Source organism: Streptomyces sp. NPDC097595 (assembly GCF_044761525.1).
GTDB classification, from domain to species: domain Bacteria; phylum Actinomycetota; class Actinomycetes; order Streptomycetales; family Streptomycetaceae; genus Streptomyces; species Streptomyces drozdowiczii_A.
In genome coordinates, this window is sequence record NZ_JBIWCN010000007.1 from 195,134 (window position 1) to 216,269 (window position 21,136).

A 21,136-nucleotide genomic window follows, 5' to 3' on the forward strand; every position below is an offset into this window, starting at 1 on the left:
GCACGGAGCAATCCTCGGCCGTGAGTGCCATGAGAATGACGGCGAATCGAGAACGGGATTTCGGACCGTCCCTTAGCGTGGGCGCCGAAGTACCGCAGGGGTGGCGGAGGAGGGGACGTACCAGCATGCGCAGGGTTCCGCCGGAGATGTTCCGGTTCACCACGGGGGAGACGGCCGACTTGAACGGCGCCGTGCTCGAGGCTTTCGGGGTGGCCGGCGAGCACCTGGAGACCGCGCTCGGGCTCGACGGCGTACGGGAGCGGCTGCGTGCGGTGGGCTGGGTCTCGGACCTTGAGGACGAGGAACTGCACGAGACGCTGAAACGGCTGGTGAAGTGGGAACTCCTCGACGTGGTCCACAACCACGCGCAGAACTACCGCACGGCCGAGGAGTACGAGCGGCGCAACCTGCACTACTCGCTGACCCGCCGGGGCGAGGCCGCGCTCGCCGGGGTGCGACACGCCCTGGAGGTGCTGGCCTCCACGGGGGCGCTGCAGACCGCGGTGCTGGAGGCGATCGCCGACCGGCTCGACGAACTGACCCTCCTGTCAGGCGAACCTGCCGCGGCCGACCGACGGATCTTCAGCACCCTGCGGGAGCTGGAGGGGCATCTGGAGGGCTTGGTGGAGAACACCAAGGCCTTCAACGGCCAGTTGCAGAGACTCCTTCGCGCCGAAGGAGTGGATCTGGACGTGTTCCGTGAGGTGAAGGCCGCCACCGTTGCGTATCTCCAGGAGTTCCTGGTCAATCTCGACCGGCGCGGCGAGACGGTGGCCGCCGCCGTGGCACGCGTGGAGGAGCGGGGCATCGCGGTGCTGCGTGAGCGGGCCCTGCGCGGTGCCGAGCTGCCTCCGACTCCGGGAGAGGACCCGGTAGCCGGCTGGCTGGAGAGCCGGCGGGCGCGCTGGGCGGGGCTGAGGGCCTGGTTCCTGCCGGACGACGGGGCGCGCCCCCGGATCGAGCAGCTGCACGACATCGCCCGGCGTGCCATCGTCTCCCTTCTCCAGGTCCTGGAGCGGATCAACGAGTCCCGGCGCCGCCCCTCCAGCGCCGTACAGGACTTCCGGGAGCTCGCGCGCTGGTTCGCTGCGGCTCCCGACGAGGAGGACCTGCACCGGCTGTGGTCGGCCGCCTTCGGCCTCGGCCCGGCCCGCCATGCCCACCTCGCCCACCCGGACCCGGAGCTGATCCCCTCGTCCCACTCCTGGTCCGAGGCGCCGCCGGTACAGGTGTCGGCCCTGCTGAGGACCAGCGGACGGACCGAACGCTTCACTCGTACGGCCACGGTGCGGGACGTTGCGGCGGTCAGGGCGGAACGCGCCGAGCGGGCCCGGGCGGAGCGAGCGGAGCTGGCACGCGCCTGGCAGGCGCTGGAGACGGACGGCCCGGTACGGCTCTCCTCTTTCAGCACCCTCGACCCCGCGGCCTTCGACCGTCTCCTCGATCTGCTGGGCCGGGCGCTGGCCGCCCGGCCGGACGTGGGTGGCCGGCGACGGGCCACGACCGGCGACGGCCGGGTGGAGGTGGCGCTGTCGCCGCCCCCCGACGGGCGCACCGCCGTACTGCGTACCGTGCAGGGGACGATGGCAGGACCGGACTACGTCATCCACGTCACGGCCGTGGGTGGGGCGATCTCCTTCCCGGCAGTCCGCGCCGCCACGGGGCAGGAGGCCGCAGGATGAGCACCCTCGCCAACCAACTGGCCTCCGCCGAACGGGAGGAGGTCGCCCGTGCCATCCGCCTCCTTCTGGCCCGCCCGCTGCTCACCGAGGCAGCCGACCCGACCGGTTTCGATCTGGTGCGCCGCCGCCGTGACCCGCTGACTCGTTGGTTCGACTACACCTGCGGCTGGAATCTGGTCGTGGAGCCCCGCCGGGGCTACGCCCGCCTCACCAAGGTCCGCGTCAACCCCGACGGCTCCCGCCCCGCTCGCCGGGCGCGTTCCGGCCGGGCCCCGTTCGACCGCCGACGGTACGTCCTGCTGTGCGTGGCCGCCGCGGAGCTGCTGTCGATGCCGATGACGACCATCGGCATGCTCGCCGACCGCGTCGTCCAGGCCATGGCGGCCGACCGCGCGCTGGCGGGGTTCGACCCGGTCCACCGGCCGGAGCGCATGGCGTTCGTCGACGTCCTGAAGCTGCTGGAGTCGTACGACGTACTGCGTGTGGTGGACGGCACGACCGAGACGTACGTCGACTCCGCGGAGGCGAAGGTCCTCTACCGCGTGGACAACACGCTGCTCATGCGGCTGCCCGCCGCACCGGTCGGCGCCTCCCGGCTCGCCGTGCCTCCGGAGGAGGTGCCCGCGCGGTTCGAGGACCTCCTTGTCGGCCTGGTCAGGGAGCGCCGCTACGGAGGCGCTTCTGCCGACGATACGCACGCCGAGACCACCGCGATCACGGACGCCCAGCGCAACCTGAGGCTGCGCCACTCGGTGCTGCGCCGCCTCTTCGACGACCCCGTGCTCTACCGGGCCGATCTCGCCGACGACGAGCTCGCTTACGTCACCTCTTTGACCGGACGCCAGATCCTGCGCCGCTCTGTCGAACAGGCCGGTTTCCTCCTGGAGGAACGGGCGGAGGGCTTTCTACTCGTCGACCCGGACGCCATCGCCACCGACGTCCGCTTCCCCGACGACAGCTCCACAGCCCGAGTCGCCGCGCTGCTCCTCCTCGCACCGCTCTGCGCCACGCCCGCGGGCCTGCTGCCCGAGCAGCTGGCCGAAGCCGGAGCGGAGCTGCTGCGCCGCTTCCCGGGCTGGGCCAAGGCGTACCAGTCGGAGGAAGGCCCGGCCCGCCTTGCCGACGACGCCGTACGGATCCTGCTCGACGTCGGCCTGGCAGCCAGGGCCCGAGACCGTGTCATCGCGCGACCGGCCGCGTACCGCTACCGCCTGACGGAGGCCACCGGCCCAGCCCCGAAGAACGATCCGCCAGCCGTGACCGCCACCGGCATTGCCGGAGAAGGAGACAAGCAGTGAGCGTGACGGAACTCCCCCTTCAGCGAAGGCCCGAGGAGACGATCGAGCCGTCACCCGTTCACGAGACGAACGCAGCCCGCGGACGCTGGCAGCCCCATCGCGCGGGCATCCTCAACGTCTGGCGCTACTACGACGAGACCTTCACCTTCCACCAGGGTCGCCTGCTGCTGCGCGGTCAGAACGGCACCGGCAAGTCCAAGGCCCTGGAACTGCTGCTCCCCTTCCTCTTCGACGCCAGCCTCCGCCCCAACCGCCTCTCCACGTTTGGCGGTTCGGAGCGCACGATGCACTGGAACCTGCTCGGCCAGGGAGCGTCCGGAAAGACCCGTGTTGGGTATGTGTGGATGGAGTTCCGCCGCGTCGGAGACGACGGCACCGAGCACTGGTTCGGCTGCGGAGCCCGTCTGCACGCGAGCGTGCACACCACCACGGCGCACGCCGACTACTTCACCACCACCGCCCGGATTGCCCACCCCGACGGGGTTCACCTCGTCAACGACACCGGACAGCCCCTGACCAAGGCGGCCCTCACCGAAGCCCTGCGCGACCGCGGCGAGGTACATCCGGCAGCCACCGACTACCGCGCCACTGTGCGGCGCGAACTCTTCGCGGGCATGGGCGAGCAGCGGTACGAGTCCCTGCTTTCCGCCTTGCTCCAGCTCCGCCAGCCCAAGCTGTCCGAACGGCTCGACCCCTCCCTCCTGTCCACCCTGCTGTCCCGCGCCCTGCCCCCGCTCGGCGAAGGAGAGATCACCGAGCTCGCCGAGGGCTTCGAGCGCCTGGACCGACAGCGGGACCACCTCGACCGGCTCGACGCCGAGGTGACGGCCGCCGAGAACGTCGCCTCCCGGCAGCGCGCCTACGCCCGTCGGGTCCTGCGGGCCGGCGCGGCAGCGCTGATCTCTGCGACCACCGAGATGGACGACCTCACCCGGAACGCCCGCGTCAGCGCCGAGGAGTACGAGAAGGCGTGCGAGGAGCGCGCCTCCACCCTGGCCCTGCGCGAGGAGCTGGAACTGCGGGCGCACGCCTTGGACGAGATCATCGAAGGGCTTCGGGAGAGCGACGCCTACCAGAAGGGGGAGGAGCTCCGCCGCGGCACCGAGGAACAGGTCGCGGCCGCCGCGGAGCGGCGTACCGCCGCCCGGTCCGCCGAGGCCGAGGCGGAGGAGGACCGGAAGCACGCCGACGAGGTCGCGGGACACGCCCGCTCGCGCGACGAACACGCCCGCGCGACTGCGGACGAGGCACACCGCTCGGCCCGGGCCGCAGGCATGGAGTCCATTCACCACGAGGTGAAGACGATGCTGGACGCGGAAGGGGAGGTGAAGCCCCTCGGCAACGAGTCGGCGAACACCCCGGTCAGGACGGGGAGCAGGCGGTCCGATGCTCCTGGCACCGCCGCCCGCCGACTGCTCCGGGGCGCGGTCACCGCCCGACGGCAGCAGGTCGCCGACATCACCGACGCGATCGACGCCCACGACCGGGCGGTACGCGACCGGGGTACCGCCGAGGGCCTGCTGGACGAGGCCCGAACCCGGCTCGCGGACGCGATCACCCACCGCGACACGACCGCCGCCGCCTGGGACGAAGCCCTGGCAGCCCAGGCGGAGCGGCTGCTCGCCTGGGCCTGGGACTGCACGGAGCTGCGCATCCCCGACCTCGATGAACTGGCCGCCAGGGCGGCCGTCGAGGCAGACGTGCGCGAGCTGGTCGAAACGGTCGCACGACCGCTGGACCAGGAGATCACCACGGAGCGGGCCGGAGTCCGCACGGCGCAACAGGGGTTGGAGCAGGAACGTGACCTGCTCGACGCGCGGAGGCGCAAGCTCAGCGGCGAGACCGATCTCCAGCCCGTCGCTCCACCCACCCGCACCACCGTCCGCACGGCTGCGGCGGGCGCGCCGCTGTGGCGGCTGATCGCCTTCCACGAGGACGTCCCGCTCCCCGTACAGGCCGGGGTGGAAGCGGCACTGGAGGCGTCGGGCCTCCTGGACGCATGGGTGAGCGCATCCGAAGGGCTCACCCTTCCTGGGCACGACACCCGTGTCGAGGTCGGCCTCGCCACGACCGCCCCCGGCTCCAGCCTGCTGGACGTGCTGAGGCCCGAGGAGGACATTCCCGTACCGGCCGGCACGGTGACCCGCATCCTCGCCGGCATCGCGTACGGCACCACCCTGCCCGGCGGTCACCCTGCGGCAGTCTCCTCCGACGGCGCCTGGCGCCTCGCGCCGGCCACGGGTTCCTGGAGCAAGCCGGAGCCCGCCCACATCGGAGCCCTCGCCCGGCAGCGGGCCAAGCAGCGTGAGATCGCCGAACTGACCGAGCTGATCGCCGAGAAGGACGCCTCCCTGGCCACCCTCGCCGACCGGCTGCGGGAACTCGGAGCCCGCGCCGCCCGGCTGGCGGAGGACCGCACCGCCCGGCCCGACCACCGGGAACTCGACGCCTGCCGACGGGACTGGGACCGGGCCGAGGAGAAGGTGGCCGCCCGGGACGACGCCGTGCGTGACGCGACCGAGCATCTGGCCGCACGCGAGGGTGACGTGGCCGGCGCGCTGCGCACGCTGAGCCGCAGGGCCGCCGAACACGGACTGCCCACGGACCGCGACCGGCTGCGCGAACTCGGCCGCGACGTGGAGAGCTTCCGCGACCTCGCCGATGCCTGGACGGACGCCCGCATCGACGCGATCGCGGCCGCTGAAAGGGCTGGTGAGACGGCCGCACGGGCGGACCGGTCACGCCTTCGCGCGGAGAAGCAGACCGCCGACGCGGCCGCTGCGGAAGCGAAGGCGGCTGGTATGACGGCACGCCTGAAGGCGGTGGAGGAGACGGTCGGCGCGGACTACCGGCAGATCGTCGCGCGCGTTGCGGAGACCCGTGCCGAGCGGGTCCGCTGCGGCAAGGAAGCCCGCCAGGCAGCCGAGCTCCTCCTGGGCCTGGAAGGCCGCATCGGCGAGCTGAGGGCCACCAGTGGCCAGGACGCCGACCGGCAGGAGAAGGCAGCCGAGGCCCGCGACGGCGCGGCGCGGCGGTTCCGGCACCTGTGCCTGGTGGGTCTGGCCGAGGACGCGGGCGTCGTACCCGAACTCGACGCCGGGGACGGCACCAAGGCCACTCTGGAGGCCGCCCGCGCCATGGCGGCACGGTGGCCCCACGTCCCGCACGCCCCGCGCCACCTCGGCGACGCCGCCACCCGCCTCTCCGAAGCCGTCCACGAGGCCCGCCGCCACCTCGGCGTCCGCGCCGACCTGGAGCTGGAGCCCGACGACGACATCCAGCTCTTCACCGCCACCCTGGAGGGCGTCCGCGTGGGGGCGACCGGTCTGCTCGCCGCGCTCGCCCAGGAGCGTGACCGCAGCCGCGAGGACATCAGCACCGCCGAACGGCGCCTCTTCGACCAGATCCTCACCGGTGACATCCGCCGCCACCTCGCCGCCCGCATTCGCCGGGCCGGCGAACTCGTCGCGCACATGAACGGGCACCTGGAGCGGGTCCGTACCGCCTCCAACGTCGCCGTCCAGCTCGTTTGGGACGTCCGCCCGGACCTCCCCGACAGCACCCGCACCGCCCGCCAGCTGCTCCTGAAGGATCCCGGTCGGGTCACCGAGTCCGACCGGGAGGCCCTGCACGCCTTCTTCCGTGCCCGCATCGAGGAGGCCAAGGGCAGCGACACGGCCGCGAGCTGGGAGGAGCACCTCGGCGAGGTGCTCGACTACACCGCCTGGCACATCTTCACCGTCCGCCTCGACCGGGCGGACGGGAGCGGCTGGCAGCCCCTGACCAAGCGGCTGCACGGCGCGCTCTCCGGCGGGGAGAAAGCCATCGCACTGCACCTGCCCCTGTTCGCCGCCGTCGCCGCCCACTACGAGGACGTGCCCCTGGCCCCCCGCCCGATCCTCCTCGACGAGGTCTTCGTCGGCGTCGACACGGTCAACCGCGGACAGGTCTTCGCCCTGCTCACCGCACTCGACCTGGACCTCATGATCACCTCCGACCACGAGTGGGGAAGCTACAGGGAGCTGCCCGGCATCGCCGTCCACCAACTCCTGACCGACGGAGACGACGCCGTCACCAGCGCGCGCTTCGTCTGGAACGGCACCGGAATGGAGGAAGGATGACCTTGCGGGACCACCCCGTGTCCGGCGGGACGACCTCTCGGGAGCATCTCGCGCCGGGTGACGCGACCCTTCGCCGCCCCGAACTCCATCCCGTCTGGCAAACAGTCCACGACCGTCTCTCCTCCGGCCGCCCCGTCAGACGCGTACGCCTCGGACTGCTGGACGAGACCCAGCGCGAAGCCCTCGCAGACCTCCTCGGCCTGGACCGCCTGCCGGACCCCCGGCCCTCCGTCGCCCTGGCCCGCCTGGAGGAGGCCGTCACCGAGCTCTCCGGCCGCACCGTACGAGAAGTCGTCGCCGAACTCATCGGCCCGCTCGGCGACAGAGCCGGTGAACGCCGCCGCCAGGAGGACGAACGCGAGGGCCTGTGGGCCTGGCTGGCTGGTCACGACACGGTACGGGCGCAGCCGGTGCTCGCCGACTGGGCTGCGTCCTGTCGAGCCGCAGGGCTGGTCGGCGGCTCGACGGAACGTACCCGTAAGCTGCTCACCGACGCGCTCAAGGTGCTCGCCGAACTACCGGGCCAGGCCGAGCCCTTGCCCGTCTTCGCCGCCCGAGCCCTGAACGGCCACGCTCACGCTCTCGACGACGGCGCACCCGTCTCCACCCTCGTCCTGCGTGCCCTGGCGACTCTGTACGACATTGCTCCGCCGCAGTCCGCAGCGGAACGGCGCGCCCTGTGGTCCCGCGCTGGCGTCGCCGACGACGAGCTGTCCGCCACCGTCGCCGTCGGCGGACTGCGCCCCGGCGGCGACGGCCTTCTCGCCCGTGTGGCCCGCCTGTGCACGGAGGCCGGCCAGGCCGCCAGCCTGACCCTCGCCCACGTCAGGAGCCCGGGCGAGCTCACCCTGCCCGCCACCCCTGTCCCACCCGTTGTCCACGTCGTGGAGAACCCGAGCATCTTGGCTCTGGCTCTCCGTCGCTTCGGCTCCGACTGCCCACCGCTCGTCTGCACGTCCGGCTGGCCCAACGGCGCAGCTATCCAGTTCCTGCGCCTACTCGCGGACCGAGGCGCTGCTCTCCGCTACCACGGTGACTTCGACGGCGAAGGTATCCGCATCGCCGCGTACGTCATCGAGAAGACAGGGGCGTACCCCTGGCGCATGACGGCGGCGGACTACCGATCCGCGATCGTCCGCAACGCCCACGGTCCTCGACCGGGGCGCATCACCGGAGCCCCGTGGGATCCCGAGCTGGCCGAAGCCATGGCGGAGTACGGCATCGCCGTGGTCGAGGAGCTGGTGGCCGATGTGCTGTTGGAAGATCTCGCTGCTGGGGCACGCCGGCATCACCCCTTGCGCCATGCCTAACGCTCCAGGCGATCGAACGGCCGTAGGGCACTGCTGACCTGTGGGAAGGCCTCCTCGTTCTGGACGAGGACGATGCCAGTGGCGTCGCAGCCCTCGCTGGCGCCGCATACGGCAAAGACCGGGGCTCCTCGCAACCGCGAGGTGCCCCGGTCAACCTTTCACGTCAGGTCATTGCCTCATGGGTAGGCGACCACATTGCTGGGAGTGGTGTTCGAGGCGGTCACCGCCCCCGCGTCGTTGATGACGTGGGTGATGGAGCCCACGCCGCCGAGTGAGACCGTCAGAGCGTTGTGGAACTTCACGCCGGGAGTGTTGGGCACTTCGAAGGCGTGGTAGCTGTTCACCGCGGGGTTGACGTTGAAGTAGCAGTAGCTTCCGAGTCCCCACGCCTCGTGGGTAGTGACGCCCGCGCCCACCTTGTAGGCGGCATATCCGTTGACCCCTGCCGCACTCATCCACGCGCCCTGATTGGGCACGTCGTACGGCATCTCGTTCTGGAAGAAGATCGTCTTCCCGTTCTGGCCGTTCCAGACGACTTCGTGCTTCTGGTAGTGCTCGACGAAGAGACCGGTTGCCAGAACGCTGCTGCCGTTGACGATCACGCCCGTGTCCGCCGTGTTGGTCGTCCAGCCGAAGCTTCCTGCCTTGCCGTGGTCGGCCCGCCAGGCCCAGATGTGGTCGACGATCACGTTGTTGCTGTTGACGATCAGACTGGTCGTCGCCTTGCCGGCGATCTGGCCACCGATCCGGAAGAACACGTCCTGGATGGTCGTCGGATTGCCCGCGTGGCTCGCGGACGATCCGGACGGGCCGACGGTCAGCAGCGCCGCCGAGTTGGTGGTTCCTGCGTCGATCAGCAGGCCCTTGAGACGGACTCCGTCCACGTCGGCGACCTGGATCGCGTTGACGCCGTTGTCCGGGACGAAGGTCGGGTAGCCGATGCCGAGGACGACCGTGTTGGGCCGGGTGATGTTCAGGGTCTGGTTCAGGTGGTAGACGCCCGGCGTGACGAACAGGTTGCAGCCCTGAGAGAGGGCGTTGTTGATGGTCGCGGCAGTGTCGCCGGCCTTGACCACGTAGAACTGGCTCATCGGCTGAGAGGTGCCGGGAGTGCTGCCGTTCGCCCAGCTCGCCCCCGATGCGTTGGTGCGCAGCGACGGAAGGAACACGCGGTATTTCCCGGCGCCGTCGACGTACAGATACGGCACGTCACGGGAGACCGGGGTGGTGGCCAAGGTGGTCTCGGGCGGGTTGGGGAAGGTGTTCGCGGGAGCACCGGTGGTGCCGGAGAAGACCATGTTCCACACGCCGCCGGCCCAGCTGCCCAGGTTGCTGTCCCGGGTGTACCACTGCTGCTGCGAGATGGACGCCGCCTGGCCGCTGACTTTGGTGTCGGCGATGTAGCCGCCGCTCGCCCAGCCGTAGCTGGCCGGGTAGAGCTGCAGGTCGCCGCGGACGTCGATCCGGCGGAACGGCGCAGCCTGCGCCACGGCCCAACGGTTCCCGCCCACCGGATTGATGGCCAGATTCTCGGCCGAGCGCCAGAAGTTCTGCGTCGCGTTGCCGGCGTCCGAGGCGTTGAAGGCGTCCACGGTGACGTGTCCGTTGATCGTCACGTCGCCCGGATTCTGCCCGAGACCCGCCACCGAGGTGTAGTAGCCGACATTGTCGTCGACGGCGTACGTACCCGGCTTGAAGAGCTGTGCCACCCGGTTCTCGCTGAACTGCGCGGAGGCGGTGTCCTTCATCTGGGCGAACTGCGCGTCGAGCTGTGCCTGAATGGTGGCACTGGACATGCTCGGGTCGTAGATGTGCACGTTCGGGCCGAAATTCGGCGTGTCCGACTGGGTGGGGCAGCTTGCCGACGCGCCGATCGTGTACGTCGCGCTGGCGATCGCGGAGTCGGCGAGTCCGGACTTGATGGCGATGGCCTTGATGGTGGCGGTGGCCGTGATGCTGATCGGCCCGCTGTACAGAGTGGACGCCGCGGTGGGGGTGGAGCCGTCACGCGTGTAGCGGATGCTCGCGCCCGCGGTCGCGTCGGCGAGCGTGACGCTCTGGGCCGATGCGTAGGTGCCCGCCGCGGGAGTGAAGGTGGGGGTGGCAACAGTGCCGGTTCCACCACCGCCCTGGGTGTACGTGAAGTGGGGTGTGTCGTACTGCGGCCCGCTCTTCTCGTAGGTGAACCAGTACTCCAGGACCGTTCCGTTGGCGAGCGAGCCGACGGTCTGGGTCCACGTGCCCGCATTGTTCGTCATACGGACGTTCTGCTGGTTGGCGCTGCTGACCAGGTAGTGCACATCGACGTAGACCGCGGACGTGGTCGGTGTGAACGAGATCTGAGCTTGCGTGGAGCTCAGTTGAGTGACGCTCTGGGTGTAGTCAGGCGCGGCTGCCGAGGCGGGAGCGGCGCTCTGATCGAAGCCGAGCAGTCCGACGAGTGCGAGTATGAGGGCACTCAGCAGAGCGATGACGCGGTGCTTCGGACCTTGCAGGGGTCTCATGCGGCCGGGTGGGACGGTTGTGCGCATGGGTGGGAGTCCTTTCACCTGGTTTCGTGAAGTGAACACCGGATCAACGCTGCGGAGGACAGGGTGCAGACGGTCTCGACACTGTGCGGGCATCGCCTTGCCAACTCTGCGGACCTTTGAATGAACCTCTTGAGAACGCTCTCAATCTACGGATGAGCGAGGTGCTGGCGCCGTCAAGGCAGTGTTGAGTGACAGGGGCGAACCGTCAAGAAGATGCACAAGCTTCAAGCCTTGAACGCTTATCACGCGTCAAGTCGCATCTGAGTTCCGCCCAGAGAGGTGGACTCGCGCGGTGCGGTTCGGGTAAGGAACGGTCGGCGCGGGCAAACCTGTTCCGCAGGGCATGAAGACGGACGGTGACGAGCCGACGACGTGAGGAGAGAGCCCCATGGCCGACTTCTGCGCGCTGTGCCCGCTTGAGCCGCTGTGCGCCCCCGCGCGGTGTTGACGTTGGACGGGCTCGGTCTTGGATTTGTTGTTCATATCTGGATGATGCGTCTAATCTGAGGTGTACGCCCAGTGAGACGGAAGCCGGGATCGACCATGACCGATGAGCAGCCTTCAGGTGTCGCCGTCCCCGTCCTCCTCGACCGGTCCGGCAGGCGCTACCCCCTGGATGATCCGCGCTGGCGGGGTGACGACGGGGGTCCCCTTGCCGTCAGTGCGGTGGCGGGGCTGCGGCCGGAGCAGATCGATACCGCCGAGCGGTCCCTGTGGCGATATCGCGCCGCCCTGCCCGTGCCGGCTGACCGGCGGGTGAGTCTGGGGGAAGGCTGTACGCCGATGATTCCGGTCGACTGGGGCGGGCGGCGGGTTCACTTCAAGTTGGAGTGGTTCAATCCGACCTCCAGTTTCAAGGACCGGGGGGTGTCCGTGATGGTCTCCCACCTTGTGGCGCACGGGGTTGAGCGCGTGCTGGAGGACAGTTCGGGGAACGGCGGTTCCGCGGTGGCCGCCTACGCCGCCGCTGCCGGGATCCGGGCCAAGATCATCGTCCCGGCCGCCACCTCGGCGGCGAAGATCCTCCAGGCCCGGGCGTACGGGGCCGAGATCGAGCTCGTGGAAGGTACGCGCGACGAGGTCTCGGAGGAGGCGATCCGGCAGGCGGAGCGGATTCCGTACGCCAGCCACAACTGGCATCCCATGTTCATCCAGGGCACCAAGACCGTCGCCTACGAGATGTGGGAGTCCCTGGGCTTCACCGCGCCCGACAACGTGGTCCTCGTGGCCGGGGCCGGCAGCAATGTCATCGGGTGCGACCTCGCGTTCGGCGAGCTGCTCGCCGCCGGACAGATCGCCCGGCGCCCGCGCCTCTTCGTGGGACAGCCCGAGCACTGGGCGGCCATCGCCGACACGTTCAACGGCATCGACCCGGGCTCGCGCGGTGAGCGGGTGCCGACGATCGCCGAGGGCGCGTCCATCGCCCGGCCGGTCCGGCTGCCCGAGGCCGTGGAGGCCGTCCGCCGCTCCGGCGGAGCCGCGTACGCCGTACCCGAGGCGGAGATCCACGCCGCCGTCCGCGCCCTGAGCGCGCGCGGCCTGTACGCCGAGCCGACCAGCAGTGTCGCGGCGGCGACCCTCGACCACTTCATCGCGTCCGGTGAGATCGCACCCGACGAGACGACCGTCGTCGTGCTCACCGGCGCGGGGCTCAAGTCCGCCGAGAGGATGGCCGCGGTCTTCGACGGCCCCGGTGACGACGTACGGGAAGCGGGCGGCCGATGACCGGCCCCACCGGCGATCCGGACGACGAGCACCTCGTACGGGAAGCCGAGCGCATCGCCGTCGCGGTCGGGCGCATGTTCCCCGGGCTGTGCGAGGTCGTCCTCCACGATCTGCGCCGGCCCGACCACGCCATCCGCGTGATCGAGAACAATCTGTCCGGACGGCAGGTCGGCGACCCCGCCACCGAACTTGGCCTGCGCCGCATCGCGGACCCCGACTACCCCGGCGTCGTCCAGAACTACAGCAACCGGTTCCCGGACGGGCGCCCCGCCAAGAGCACATCGATCGGCATCAGGAACGCGGAGGGGCGCTATGTCGCGGCCCTCTGCCTGAACCTGGACGTCAGCACGCTCTCGCCGCTGGCCCTGACCCTCGCCAACCTCGTCGCCACGGGTGCCGAACACCAGGGCGAGGTGCTGGAGACACTGCGCGACCGCGGCGGCCGCGAACTCCGGGCGGTCATCGACGCGTTCGCGGCGGAACGCTCCAGCACCCCGCGCGGCCTCAACCGCGAGCAGAAGCGCGAGCTGGTCCGGCGGCTGCACCACGACGGGTTCTTCGAGACCCGCAGCTCCGCCCAGCTCATCGCCGACCAGTTGGGCGTTTCGCGGGCGACCGTCTACAACTACACGAAGTAGCCGTGCCGACAAGCGAGGGATCCGTGATGAGTGAACCGGCCAAGCCCGAGATCGAGGTGCCGGAGGGCCCCGCGCCCACCGAGTTGACGACCCGGGACCTCGTTGTGGGGGAGGGGCCGGAGGCGCTGCCCGGGCGGGTGGTGCAGGTCCACTACGTCGGCGTCGCGTTCGCGTCCGGCAGGGAGTTCGACTCCTCCTGGGAGCAGGACCGGCCGTTCAAGTTCGCCGTGGGCGGCGGCAAGGCCATCAAGGGCCTGGACCGGGGCCTGCGGGGCATGAAGGCAGGCGGCCGGCGCGAGATCATCGTTCCTCCGCGTCTCGGGTACGGCAAGCAGTCACCGTCCGCCTTCATCCCGCCGAACTCGACCCTGGTCTTCGTCGTGGACCTGCTTACGGTGGTGGGCCCGGGCGGCTCGACTGGACCGGCCTGACCCCGGCACCGCCTACCGGCCGCCCCGCCCCCGACGCGCGCGCTCGAACTCCGCGTGGTCCGCGATCCACGGGCCCAGCCCGTCGAGCGCGGCGCACCCGCCCCGGACGAAGGCGCTCACCAGGCGCCGGTACCCGCTCATCCCGTCGACCAGGCTGTACTCGACCCGGTACTCCGGCTCGGCCCCGCCCCGCCCCTTGCGCACGGTCGTGATCCGGGCGATGGAGTCCGCGTAGAAGTGGACCTGGATTCCCTCACCGCGCTCCTCGTCCTCGATGGTGAAGACCTCGTTGGCCGAGCCGACACGTTCCTCGACGAACTCCCAGAACGCCACGGCGGCGCTACGGGGGCTGCCCGGGCGCCACTTCTTCTCGGCGCCCTTGTCATCGGTGAACGCCAGGGCCCGGCGACCCTCGGCGGCCTCCTCGTACGCTGCCAGGGGCGTGCTTCTGGCGCGGTCGACGGCCTCCGAGCACATCAGGAAGCCCAGGGTGCGCACCGCGTCATCGGCGAGTTCCGGGTGGTCCCGGCGTACGGCCGACTCGACCGTCGCCGCCATCCGCTCCCAGTCCCGCTTGTCCGTGCCGCGCCTGCCCCGTCGTGGATCGCGGCCGATCCGCAGGCCGGCACACGCGTGTTCCGCGGTGGCGACCACCCGCATGACCTCGGGCAGCAGCGCCGGGTCGACGGCGTCGGGCAGCCGCCTCGGGATCGTCGCGCCGTGCACGTACTGGCCCGTGTACCTCAGCACGGCCGCGTCGAGCGGACCGAGTACGGTGCCGCGCTCGGCCCGACGGCGCTCCGCGTGGTACTCCTGAGCCCGTTTCGCGTCGGAGGACTCGGTCGCTGTGCGCATCGCGGCACAGACCTGGCCCCGTTCGAGCAAGTCGATGCCGGCCCCGTGGGCGATGAGCCGGCCCTTGTCCCAGGGGATGCGCCGGAAGTACGCGTCGACGTCGGCGGGCGCGGCGAGCAGGACCGGGTCCAGGAGCGCGACGGCGGCGTCCTCATCGAGCCGGCCCCGCGTTCCGGCGGCATCGCACAGGGGCAGGACCGCACTCCACAGCAGCAGATGCCTGCCCAGATCCTCCCGGATCACCGCGAGATGCTCTTCCCCGACCGGGAACGTGAACGTCCGGGGCTCATGATTGGCATCCGCCCCGGCCCCGAGCATCAGCTTCAGCACCCCGTCCTCGCGGACCACACGCGGAATCCAGCCACTCCTACGCGTGAATACGACCTCGCTCATAGCCCCAGTCTTTCCCACGGTCGGGGCTTCAGGAGGAGGCACCCCCGTCGTCCAGTACAAAGGACCGGATGTGGGCGCTCAGCTCTGCCGGCTGGTCCTCGGGGATCAGGGTGTAGCTGTCCTCGATCTCCACCAGCCGGCCCTTGGGCAGGAGCTCGGCGAGTCGGCGGCCGTGTTCCGGGGGCATGACCTTGTCCTCGGCCGCCCACACCACGAGGGCGGGCCGGTCGAAGTCGCGCAGTTTCTCCGCCCAGCCCAGCAGTTCGCTCTTCGGCGGGACGCCCAGTACGTACGTGCGCAGGTCCCGGCGGATCTCCTTGGAGGTCCACAGCGGGGTGAACCAGGCGTCCATCACCTCGTGCGGGACCGGGCGCTTGCTCATCCAGCCCCAGGTCACGGGCAGCCGGCGCATCGGCTTCAGCTTCAGCAGCCTGAACGCGAGGTTGATGCCGCCCGGCAGCCTCGCCGAGGTGAACAGATTGCTGCCCGGCACGCCCGGCGGGAAGTTGTCGAACGCCTCGCACGACGTGATGACGAGCCGCCCGATCCGCTCGTCGCGGCCCTCGGAGACCAGGGCCTGCGCACCGCCCCAGTCGCTCATCACCAGCGTGACGTCGCGCAGGTCGAGCCGGTCGAGGAATTCGGCGACCAGCCGGGCCACGCCGGCGATCGACAGGTCCGCGTCGGGGCGCATCGGCCGGCGGTGGCCTCCCAGCGGCAGCGTCGGCACCACGCAGCGGACATCGGATCGCAGCCGCGCCACCACGTTCCGCCACAGGGTGCCGTCCATCGCGACGCCGTGCAGCAGGACCACGACCGGCCCCTCACCGCCGGTGTCCTGGTACTCGACCGTGCCCGCCGAAAGGTCCACCTCAGCCATGTCTCGTCTCCTCACCGTGACCGTGTCTACCAGCTCCACCAGGAGTTCGTCACCACCGGGAACACCGGGTCCCGTCCGGGCGGTTGCATCGACGGGGGTGCGGCGCGTCCGCCGCACCCCCGCACCGCATGTTTGTTCCCGCTGGAGGATTGTGTGATGACTGACCGGCCGCTGACCCTCATGGCAGTGCACGCCCACCCCGACGACGAGGCCACCGGGACCGGGGGTGTGCTCGCCCGGTATGCGGCGGAAGGCATCCGCACGGTGCTGGTGACCTGTACCGACGGCGGTTGCGGTGACGGACCGGGCGGCGTGAAGCCGGGCGATCCCGGGCACGACCCGGCGGCCGTCGCCGTGATGCGGCGCCGGGAGCTGGAGGCCAGTTGCGAGGTCCTGAAGATCAGCGATCTGGAGATGCTGGACTACGCCGACTCCGGGATGATGGGCTGGCCCGCCAACGACGCGCCCGGCTCCTTCTGGGGGACGCCCGTGGAGGAGGGCGCGGCCCGGCTCGCCGAGCTGATGCTCCACTACCGGCCCGATGTGGTCGTCACCTATGACGAGAACGGCTTCTACGGGCACCCCGACCACATCCAGGCCAACCGCATCACGATGGCCGCCCTGGAGATGACCGGGCTGACGCCCAAGGTCTACTGGACGACGGCACCGCGCTCGATGATGCAGCGCTTCGGGGAGATGATGCGCGAGTTCGGCGAGGACCTGCCGGAGCCCGACCCCGAGGAGACCGCCGCGATGGCGGAGATCGGCCTGCCCGACGACGAGATCACCACCTGGGTCGACACCACCGCGTTCAGCGGCCAGAAGTTCGACTCCCTGGCAGCGCACGCCAGCCAGGGCGAGAACATCTTCTTCCTCAAGATGGGCAAGGAGCGGTTCGGCGAGCTGATGGGCGTGGAACCCTTCGTGCGCGTCAAGGACACCACCAACGCCCCCGTCCCCGAGAACGACCTCTTCGCCGGACTGCGCTGACCTCCGGGCCGTCCGGCCGGATCCTGCCGGCTCACACCCCGCCCGGGTGTGAGCCGGAGGGCGTACTCAGTGCTCGCAGAGGGAGAACTCCCGCTCGAACAGCTGCTCGTTGTGCTCGTCCACGAAGAACTTGCGCTCCCGCATGAGCTCTTCGCGGTACGCCTTCGCCTCGTCCAGGGTCATGGTCGACGTCCCGGCCCAGGGCTGCTGCGGTGCTACGTCGGAGGTCGAGACGATCGTCTCCGACGGGTCCACCAGGAAGAAGGCCACGATCTTACGGTGCCCGGCGCGGCTCGGGTCCGCGAGGCGGAACGGACCGACGCGGTGCTGAAGGACGTTGGGGAACGCCAGGCAGCGTCCGGCCGGGGTCGAGGCCGAGCCCAGCACCTGGTTGAGCGGACCCTCGTCGTCCAGGCCGTACACGTCGCTCACGCCGTTGTGGTCGTTCTGCTCGTAGTCCGGGTCGTCGACCGCGGCACGGAAGCTCAGCCGGCTGTCCGTGATGTTCTCGCTGTCCCAGTAGTAGATGCCGGTCGACACGATCCGCTCGTTCAGCATCCCCTCGACGTGCCAGGAGCCGCCCGCGTACTCGGGCTTCTCCGGCGTCAGGTGGATGGTCGCCAGCTTGGCGATGACCTGGAGCCGGCGACCGCGCAGGACGACCCGGTCCGACGCGGCGACCGGCTCGGGCGCGGTGAATTCCGGGGCGTCCGGGATGACCGGGCGACGGTTCTGGTACCAGTCGTCCTGGGCCAGCTCGTACGCGTCGACCGCCTCCTCATACGCCTTCTCGTCGCTGAAGTCGTCCTCGTCCGGGTGCTCCGGCTCCGAGTCGTACCAGCCGTACGGGTTGGCCTTGATCCTCGGCGGGCGCGGATGGCGCAGATCGGTGAGCACGTTCTCCAGCAGCGGGAGCATCCGGGTGAACAGCTCCGGCAGGACGGCGGCCAGCTCCCGGTGGTCCTCGGGGTGGACGTTGTTCACGTACGAACGGAAGGCGGCCTTGCCGTCCGCGCTGACGTCGACGTCCGTGGGCAGCCACTGGAACCGCTCCGAGAACTCGTACTTCGAGTAGCGGTTCGCCGGGTTCTCCCAGGCCCGCTCCGGGCCGCCGCTCACGTCCCGCACCAGGCAGAACAGCGAGGGATGCACCAGGTCCAGCACCTGGCCGTCCGACCCCGGGTGCCAGTCCTTCTCCTCCTCGGGGACCTCCTCCAGCACCCGGACCGCCTCGCGCAGCCGCGACCGCAGCTCCGTGTCGATCAGCGCGTCCGACTGCCAGACCCCGTCCACGGCGGAGACCTCGATGCCGGTACGGGCGTCCCGCAGCTGTGCGTAGTGCGCGAGCTCGGCCAGGACGAAGCGCACCTGCGCCTCGGTGAGGCCCTGGTCGGCGGCCTCCCGCGCCCACGTGGCGGCTATGGCGGAGTCGTGCATCTTCTCGAACCATCCCGGCTTCGCCCGAAGGTGCGCGCCGCACGCGATCATCTCCAGCTCGCGCAGGGTGCGGGGCCGCGTGGACCCATGGGCGCGGGAGGTGTGGAACGGCAGCGGAAAGGCGGACAGGCCAGTCAACTCTCTTGGTCCTTCCAGGCGGTGAGTGATGGCCGGAAGACTACGGGAGCCCACTGACACCGCCCCGGGCACCGGTCAGGGCCGGCGCAGGGCCAGAAGGGTCGCGTCGTCGGTGCAGTGGGGGCCGTCCAGGAGGCCCACGAGCCGTTCGACGTAGTCCTGGAGCCCGGCGTGGCCGGGGCCCGGCGCGGACTCCCGGAAGCAGTTCTCGGCCGCGCCGAGGAAGCGGTGGGTGTCCTGGTCGGGGTCGGCCGGGCGGCGCTCGGTCAGCCCGTCCGAGTACATCAGGACGATGTCGCCCGTCTCCAGCTTGGTCTCGGTGGCGTTGTACGAGGTCCCAGGCAGCACGCCCAGGGTGAGCCCGGGCCCTCCGGCGGGCGCCGGCAGTTGAGCGGCGCGGCCGTCCCGCAGCAGCACCGGGCGCGGATGCCCGGCGCAGGTCCAGCGGAGCAGGGCGTGCTCGGGGTGGTAGTGGGCGATGATCGCGGTGGCGGTGGACTCCCTGGCGTCCGCGCACGCCACCTCGTTGAGCCACTGCGTCAGCAGCTCCACGGGCTGAGAGGTGTACGCGAGCCCCGCGAGCGCGTAACGGAGCTTGGCCATCAGGGTGACCGCCTCCAGGCCGTGGCCCCGGGCATCGCCCAGCGCCAGCAGCAGCCGCCCGTCGGGCAGCCCGCGGGCCTTGTACCAGTCGCCGCCGACCCCGGCCCCGAGCGCGTCGGGGCGGTAGACGGCCGCCACCTCCAGGCCGTAGCCGTCCAGTTCGTCCTGGAAGTGCGGCAGCACCGCGTCACGCAGGACCCCGGCGATCTCCGCCACCGCGTCGGCCCGCTCGTGCTCTCGGCGGGCTTCGCGCTCGGCCCGTCGTGTCGCCTCCCGCCTGCGCCGGTCCGTGGTGACGTCGGTCATGACGGCCCGTAGGGCCCACACCAGGCCGCCGGGCGCGATGCGCACGGGTTCGGCGACCATGCGGAAGACGCGCTCGCTGCCGCGGAAGCGCAGCTCGCAGCGGGTGACCCGCTTGCGCAGGAGGACGTCGTACAGCGCCTGGTACAGCGTGGTCAGGCAGTCCGGTGTGGTGGCCGCGGCCAGGTCGGACAGGCTGGGCACCGGGGCGCTCTCCGCCAGGCCCAGCACCTTGCGGAACCCCCGGGACGGCTGGATACCGTCGTCGGCGAGATTCCACTCCGCCCAGCAGGTGCGCATCAGGTGCTGGGCAGCGGCGGCCATGTGGAGCCGGCCGCCCGGTTCCCAGGTGAGCAGGAAGTGGTCGCCGCAGGGGGCGATCCGGACCTCCGCGCTGACCCGTACCGGCCCCGTGCGCGTGTTCACCAGCCACTCCACCGTGTCGCTGTGCTGGGGCGCACCCTGGTGGTGCGCGTCGGTCAGCATGCGCGGGATCGCCGTGGCGGCCAGCGAGGGGATCCGCTCGAACAGCGACACCGGTCCGGTCCACGGGGGCAGGGCCTCGCCCGGGAACCGGGAGGTCTCGTCGGCGCGGGCCGTGGCGTTGCGGGCGAGGAGGACGACATCCCGGATCTCGCCGTCCTCACCGAACTCCGGGGTCAGCAGCAGGGCCGCCACCGGGAGGGCGTCGAGCACCTCCTGACCGGAGGGCGGCGACGTGGCGGCGGCCTGCGGGGCCGGGGCCACGATGTCGGGCGCGGGCCCGTACCGCTCGGCGTACCGGGTGACGCGCCGCCGCTGGGCGTCCAGCAGCGCCCGGATCGCCTGGAGTTCCAGACGTGCGCGTGCGCCGCCCGCGGGAGGGGGTTCGTCCACGGGCATGTCGGGCCTCTCGGTGCGGGTGTACGGGCGGCGCCGGAACAGCATCGGGGCGGGGGGCCGGGGGCGCCACTCGGTGTACGCCGGGTGGCGGCCGCCCGGGAGCCGGGGGGACTACGCCGCGACGGCGAGCGGTCGGCTGTCCACCGAGTCCAGGAAGAGCACCACGGTGTGCAGCGCGCCGCTGGTCGCAGGGCAGATCGCGTACCGGGTCAGCTGCTCGTCCAGCTCGGCGAGGCGCCGGCGCCCCTCGGGCATCCCGGCGCCCCCGGCGGCCAGGACCGCGGCGGCGTCCTCCTGGACGATCCGCAGCGCCAGCGGCCCCTTGTCGCGTACGACCCGCTCGTCGTCCATGGCCGCCATCAGCGTGAGCAGCGCGTCGAGCTGCGCGGTCTCCTCGGCGAGGCCCCGGGCCCGGGCCTCGCGCACGGCGGAGAGTGCCGCCTCGGTCGTCGTGAGGTCATGGGGACCGGCCCGGCGGCCGCCGGACGGCCCCACCCGCTCATCGAGGGCGAGGGCCCGCGTGCAGGCGTCCCGGGGGCCGGTCGCGCCCTGCGCCCACGCGGCCGTCAGCAGGCAGAGCGCGCGGGCCGCCAGGTCGAAGCCGTGCAGGGACGCGGTGGCGGGCAGCAGCTCCTGGGCCGCGCGGCAGGCGGCGGCGAGCCCGCCGGTGTCCGGTCCGGCGTGGGCGGCCGCGCGCAACGGGCCGTGGAGCCGTGCCCCGACGTCCACGAGCGAGGAGAACACCGAGTTGGCCGGGGTCTGCGCGGTGCGGGTGTCCGGCAGTCCCGGCTTGGGCGTGAGGAACACCTCGCGGGTGAAGGCCGCGACGGCGAGGTCCGCGAGGCCGTCGGCGTCGATCCGGGGCAGGTGCTGAGAGGACATGCGTATCGCTTCCACTGGGCGGTGCGGCTCGGACGGG

The 21,136-nt window shown here is 71.2% G+C and carries 14 protein-coding genes; 8 read left to right on the top strand and 6 right to left on the bottom strand.

All coding sequences use genetic code 11. The annotated features are described in order from the left end of the window. Positions 1-125 precede the first annotated feature (125 nt). From ACIQZN_RS13845 to ACIQZN_RS13860, 4 genes are read left to right on the top strand one after another with little or no spacing between them, the layout of a single operon-like run. Positions 126-1,682 carry a TIGR02677 family protein gene (locus ACIQZN_RS13845; protein WP_403992074.1) on the top strand — a complete coding sequence of 519 codons (1,557 nt, stop codon included), beginning with the start codon at positions 126-128 and terminating at the stop codon, positions 1,680-1,682. Beyond that, positions 1,679-2,980 (top strand): TIGR02678 family protein, encoded by a 1,302-nt coding sequence (locus ACIQZN_RS13850; protein WP_403992077.1) that lies wholly within the window; start codon positions 1,679-1,681, stop codon positions 2,978-2,980. Before ACIQZN_RS13845 ends, ACIQZN_RS13850 begins: the two co-directional genes overlap by 4 nt. Next, complete coding sequence (locus ACIQZN_RS13855; RefSeq protein ID WP_403992080.1) at positions 2,977-7,101, top strand: TIGR02680 family protein; 4,125 nt, start codon at positions 2,977-2,979, stop codon at positions 7,099-7,101. The genes ACIQZN_RS13850 and ACIQZN_RS13855 overlap by 4 nt, the downstream gene beginning before the upstream one ends. Beyond that, on the top strand, positions 7,098-8,411 hold the full coding sequence (locus ACIQZN_RS13860) for a TIGR02679 family protein (RefSeq protein WP_403992083.1): 1,314 nt from the start codon (positions 7,098-7,100) through the stop codon (positions 8,409-8,411). The genes ACIQZN_RS13855 and ACIQZN_RS13860 overlap by 4 nt, the downstream gene beginning before the upstream one ends. Positions 8,412-8,587: 176 nt before the next feature. On the opposite strand, the gene ACIQZN_RS13865 is transcribed toward ACIQZN_RS13860, so the two are convergent. Continuing rightward, a complete protein-coding gene (locus ACIQZN_RS13865) occupies positions 8,588-10,915 on the bottom strand; it encodes a chitobiase/beta-hexosaminidase C-terminal domain-containing protein (protein ID WP_403992086.1) in 2,328 nt (775 codons plus the stop codon). A gap of 570 nt (positions 10,916-11,485) precedes the next feature. Between ACIQZN_RS13865 and ACIQZN_RS13870 the strand changes: the two genes are divergently transcribed. Genes ACIQZN_RS13870 through ACIQZN_RS13880 form a run of 3 tightly spaced genes read left to right on the top strand, consistent with a single transcriptional unit; the run spans position 11,486 to position 13,736 of the window. Next, a complete protein-coding gene (locus ACIQZN_RS13870) occupies positions 11,486-12,667 on the top strand; it encodes a pyridoxal-phosphate dependent enzyme (RefSeq protein ID WP_403992089.1) in 1,182 nt (393 codons plus the stop codon). After that, entirely contained in the window at positions 12,664-13,305 is a 642-nt protein-coding gene (locus tag ACIQZN_RS13875; protein ID WP_403992092.1) for a transcriptional regulator, read from the top strand. Before ACIQZN_RS13870 ends, ACIQZN_RS13875 begins: the two co-directional genes overlap by 4 nt. A 26-nt stretch (positions 13,306-13,331) precedes the next feature. Beyond that, a complete protein-coding gene (locus tag ACIQZN_RS13880; RefSeq protein ID WP_403992095.1) occupies positions 13,332-13,736 on the top strand; it encodes an FKBP-type peptidyl-prolyl cis-trans isomerase in 405 nt (134 codons plus the stop codon). A 12-nt stretch (positions 13,737-13,748) separates the two neighbouring features. Here the strand turns inward: ACIQZN_RS13880 and ACIQZN_RS13885 are convergent, their stop codons facing one another. After that, positions 13,749-14,984: a DUF6357 family protein gene (locus ACIQZN_RS13885; protein ID WP_403992098.1), complete on the bottom strand. Its 1,236-nt coding sequence runs from the start codon at positions 14,982-14,984 to the stop codon at positions 13,749-13,751. 28 nt (positions 14,985-15,012) lie between these two features. After that, positions 15,013-15,864, bottom strand: a complete 852-nt coding sequence (locus ACIQZN_RS13890) for an alpha/beta fold hydrolase (protein WP_403992101.1) — start codon at positions 15,862-15,864, stop codon at positions 15,013-15,015. Between the two features lie 156 nt (positions 15,865-16,020). Between ACIQZN_RS13890 and ACIQZN_RS13895 the strand changes: the two genes are divergently transcribed. After that, positions 16,021-16,854: a PIG-L family deacetylase gene (locus ACIQZN_RS13895; RefSeq protein WP_403992104.1), complete on the top strand. Its 834-nt coding sequence runs from the start codon at positions 16,021-16,023 to the stop codon at positions 16,852-16,854. A gap of 66 nt (positions 16,855-16,920) precedes the next feature. On the opposite strand, the gene ACIQZN_RS13900 is transcribed toward ACIQZN_RS13895, so the two are convergent. The 3 genes from ACIQZN_RS13900 to ACIQZN_RS13910 all read right to left on the bottom strand — a co-directional run bounded on the left by ACIQZN_RS13900 (position 16,921) and on the right by ACIQZN_RS13910 (position 21,099). Continuing rightward, entirely contained in the window at positions 16,921-18,429 is a 1,509-nt protein-coding gene (locus ACIQZN_RS13900) for a DUF4246 domain-containing protein (protein ID WP_403992107.1), read from the bottom strand. 75 nt (positions 18,430-18,504) lie between these two features. Beyond that, positions 18,505-20,217 (bottom strand): PP2C family protein-serine/threonine phosphatase, encoded by a 1,713-nt coding sequence (locus ACIQZN_RS13905; RefSeq protein WP_403992110.1) that lies wholly within the window; start codon positions 20,215-20,217, stop codon positions 18,505-18,507. A 111-nt stretch (positions 20,218-20,328) separates the two neighbouring features. Then, positions 20,329-21,099 carry a triphosphoribosyl-dephospho-CoA synthase gene (locus tag ACIQZN_RS13910; RefSeq protein ID WP_403992113.1) on the bottom strand — a complete coding sequence of 257 codons (771 nt, stop codon included), beginning with the start codon at positions 21,097-21,099 and terminating at the stop codon, positions 20,329-20,331. Positions 21,100-21,136 lie beyond the last annotated feature (37 nt).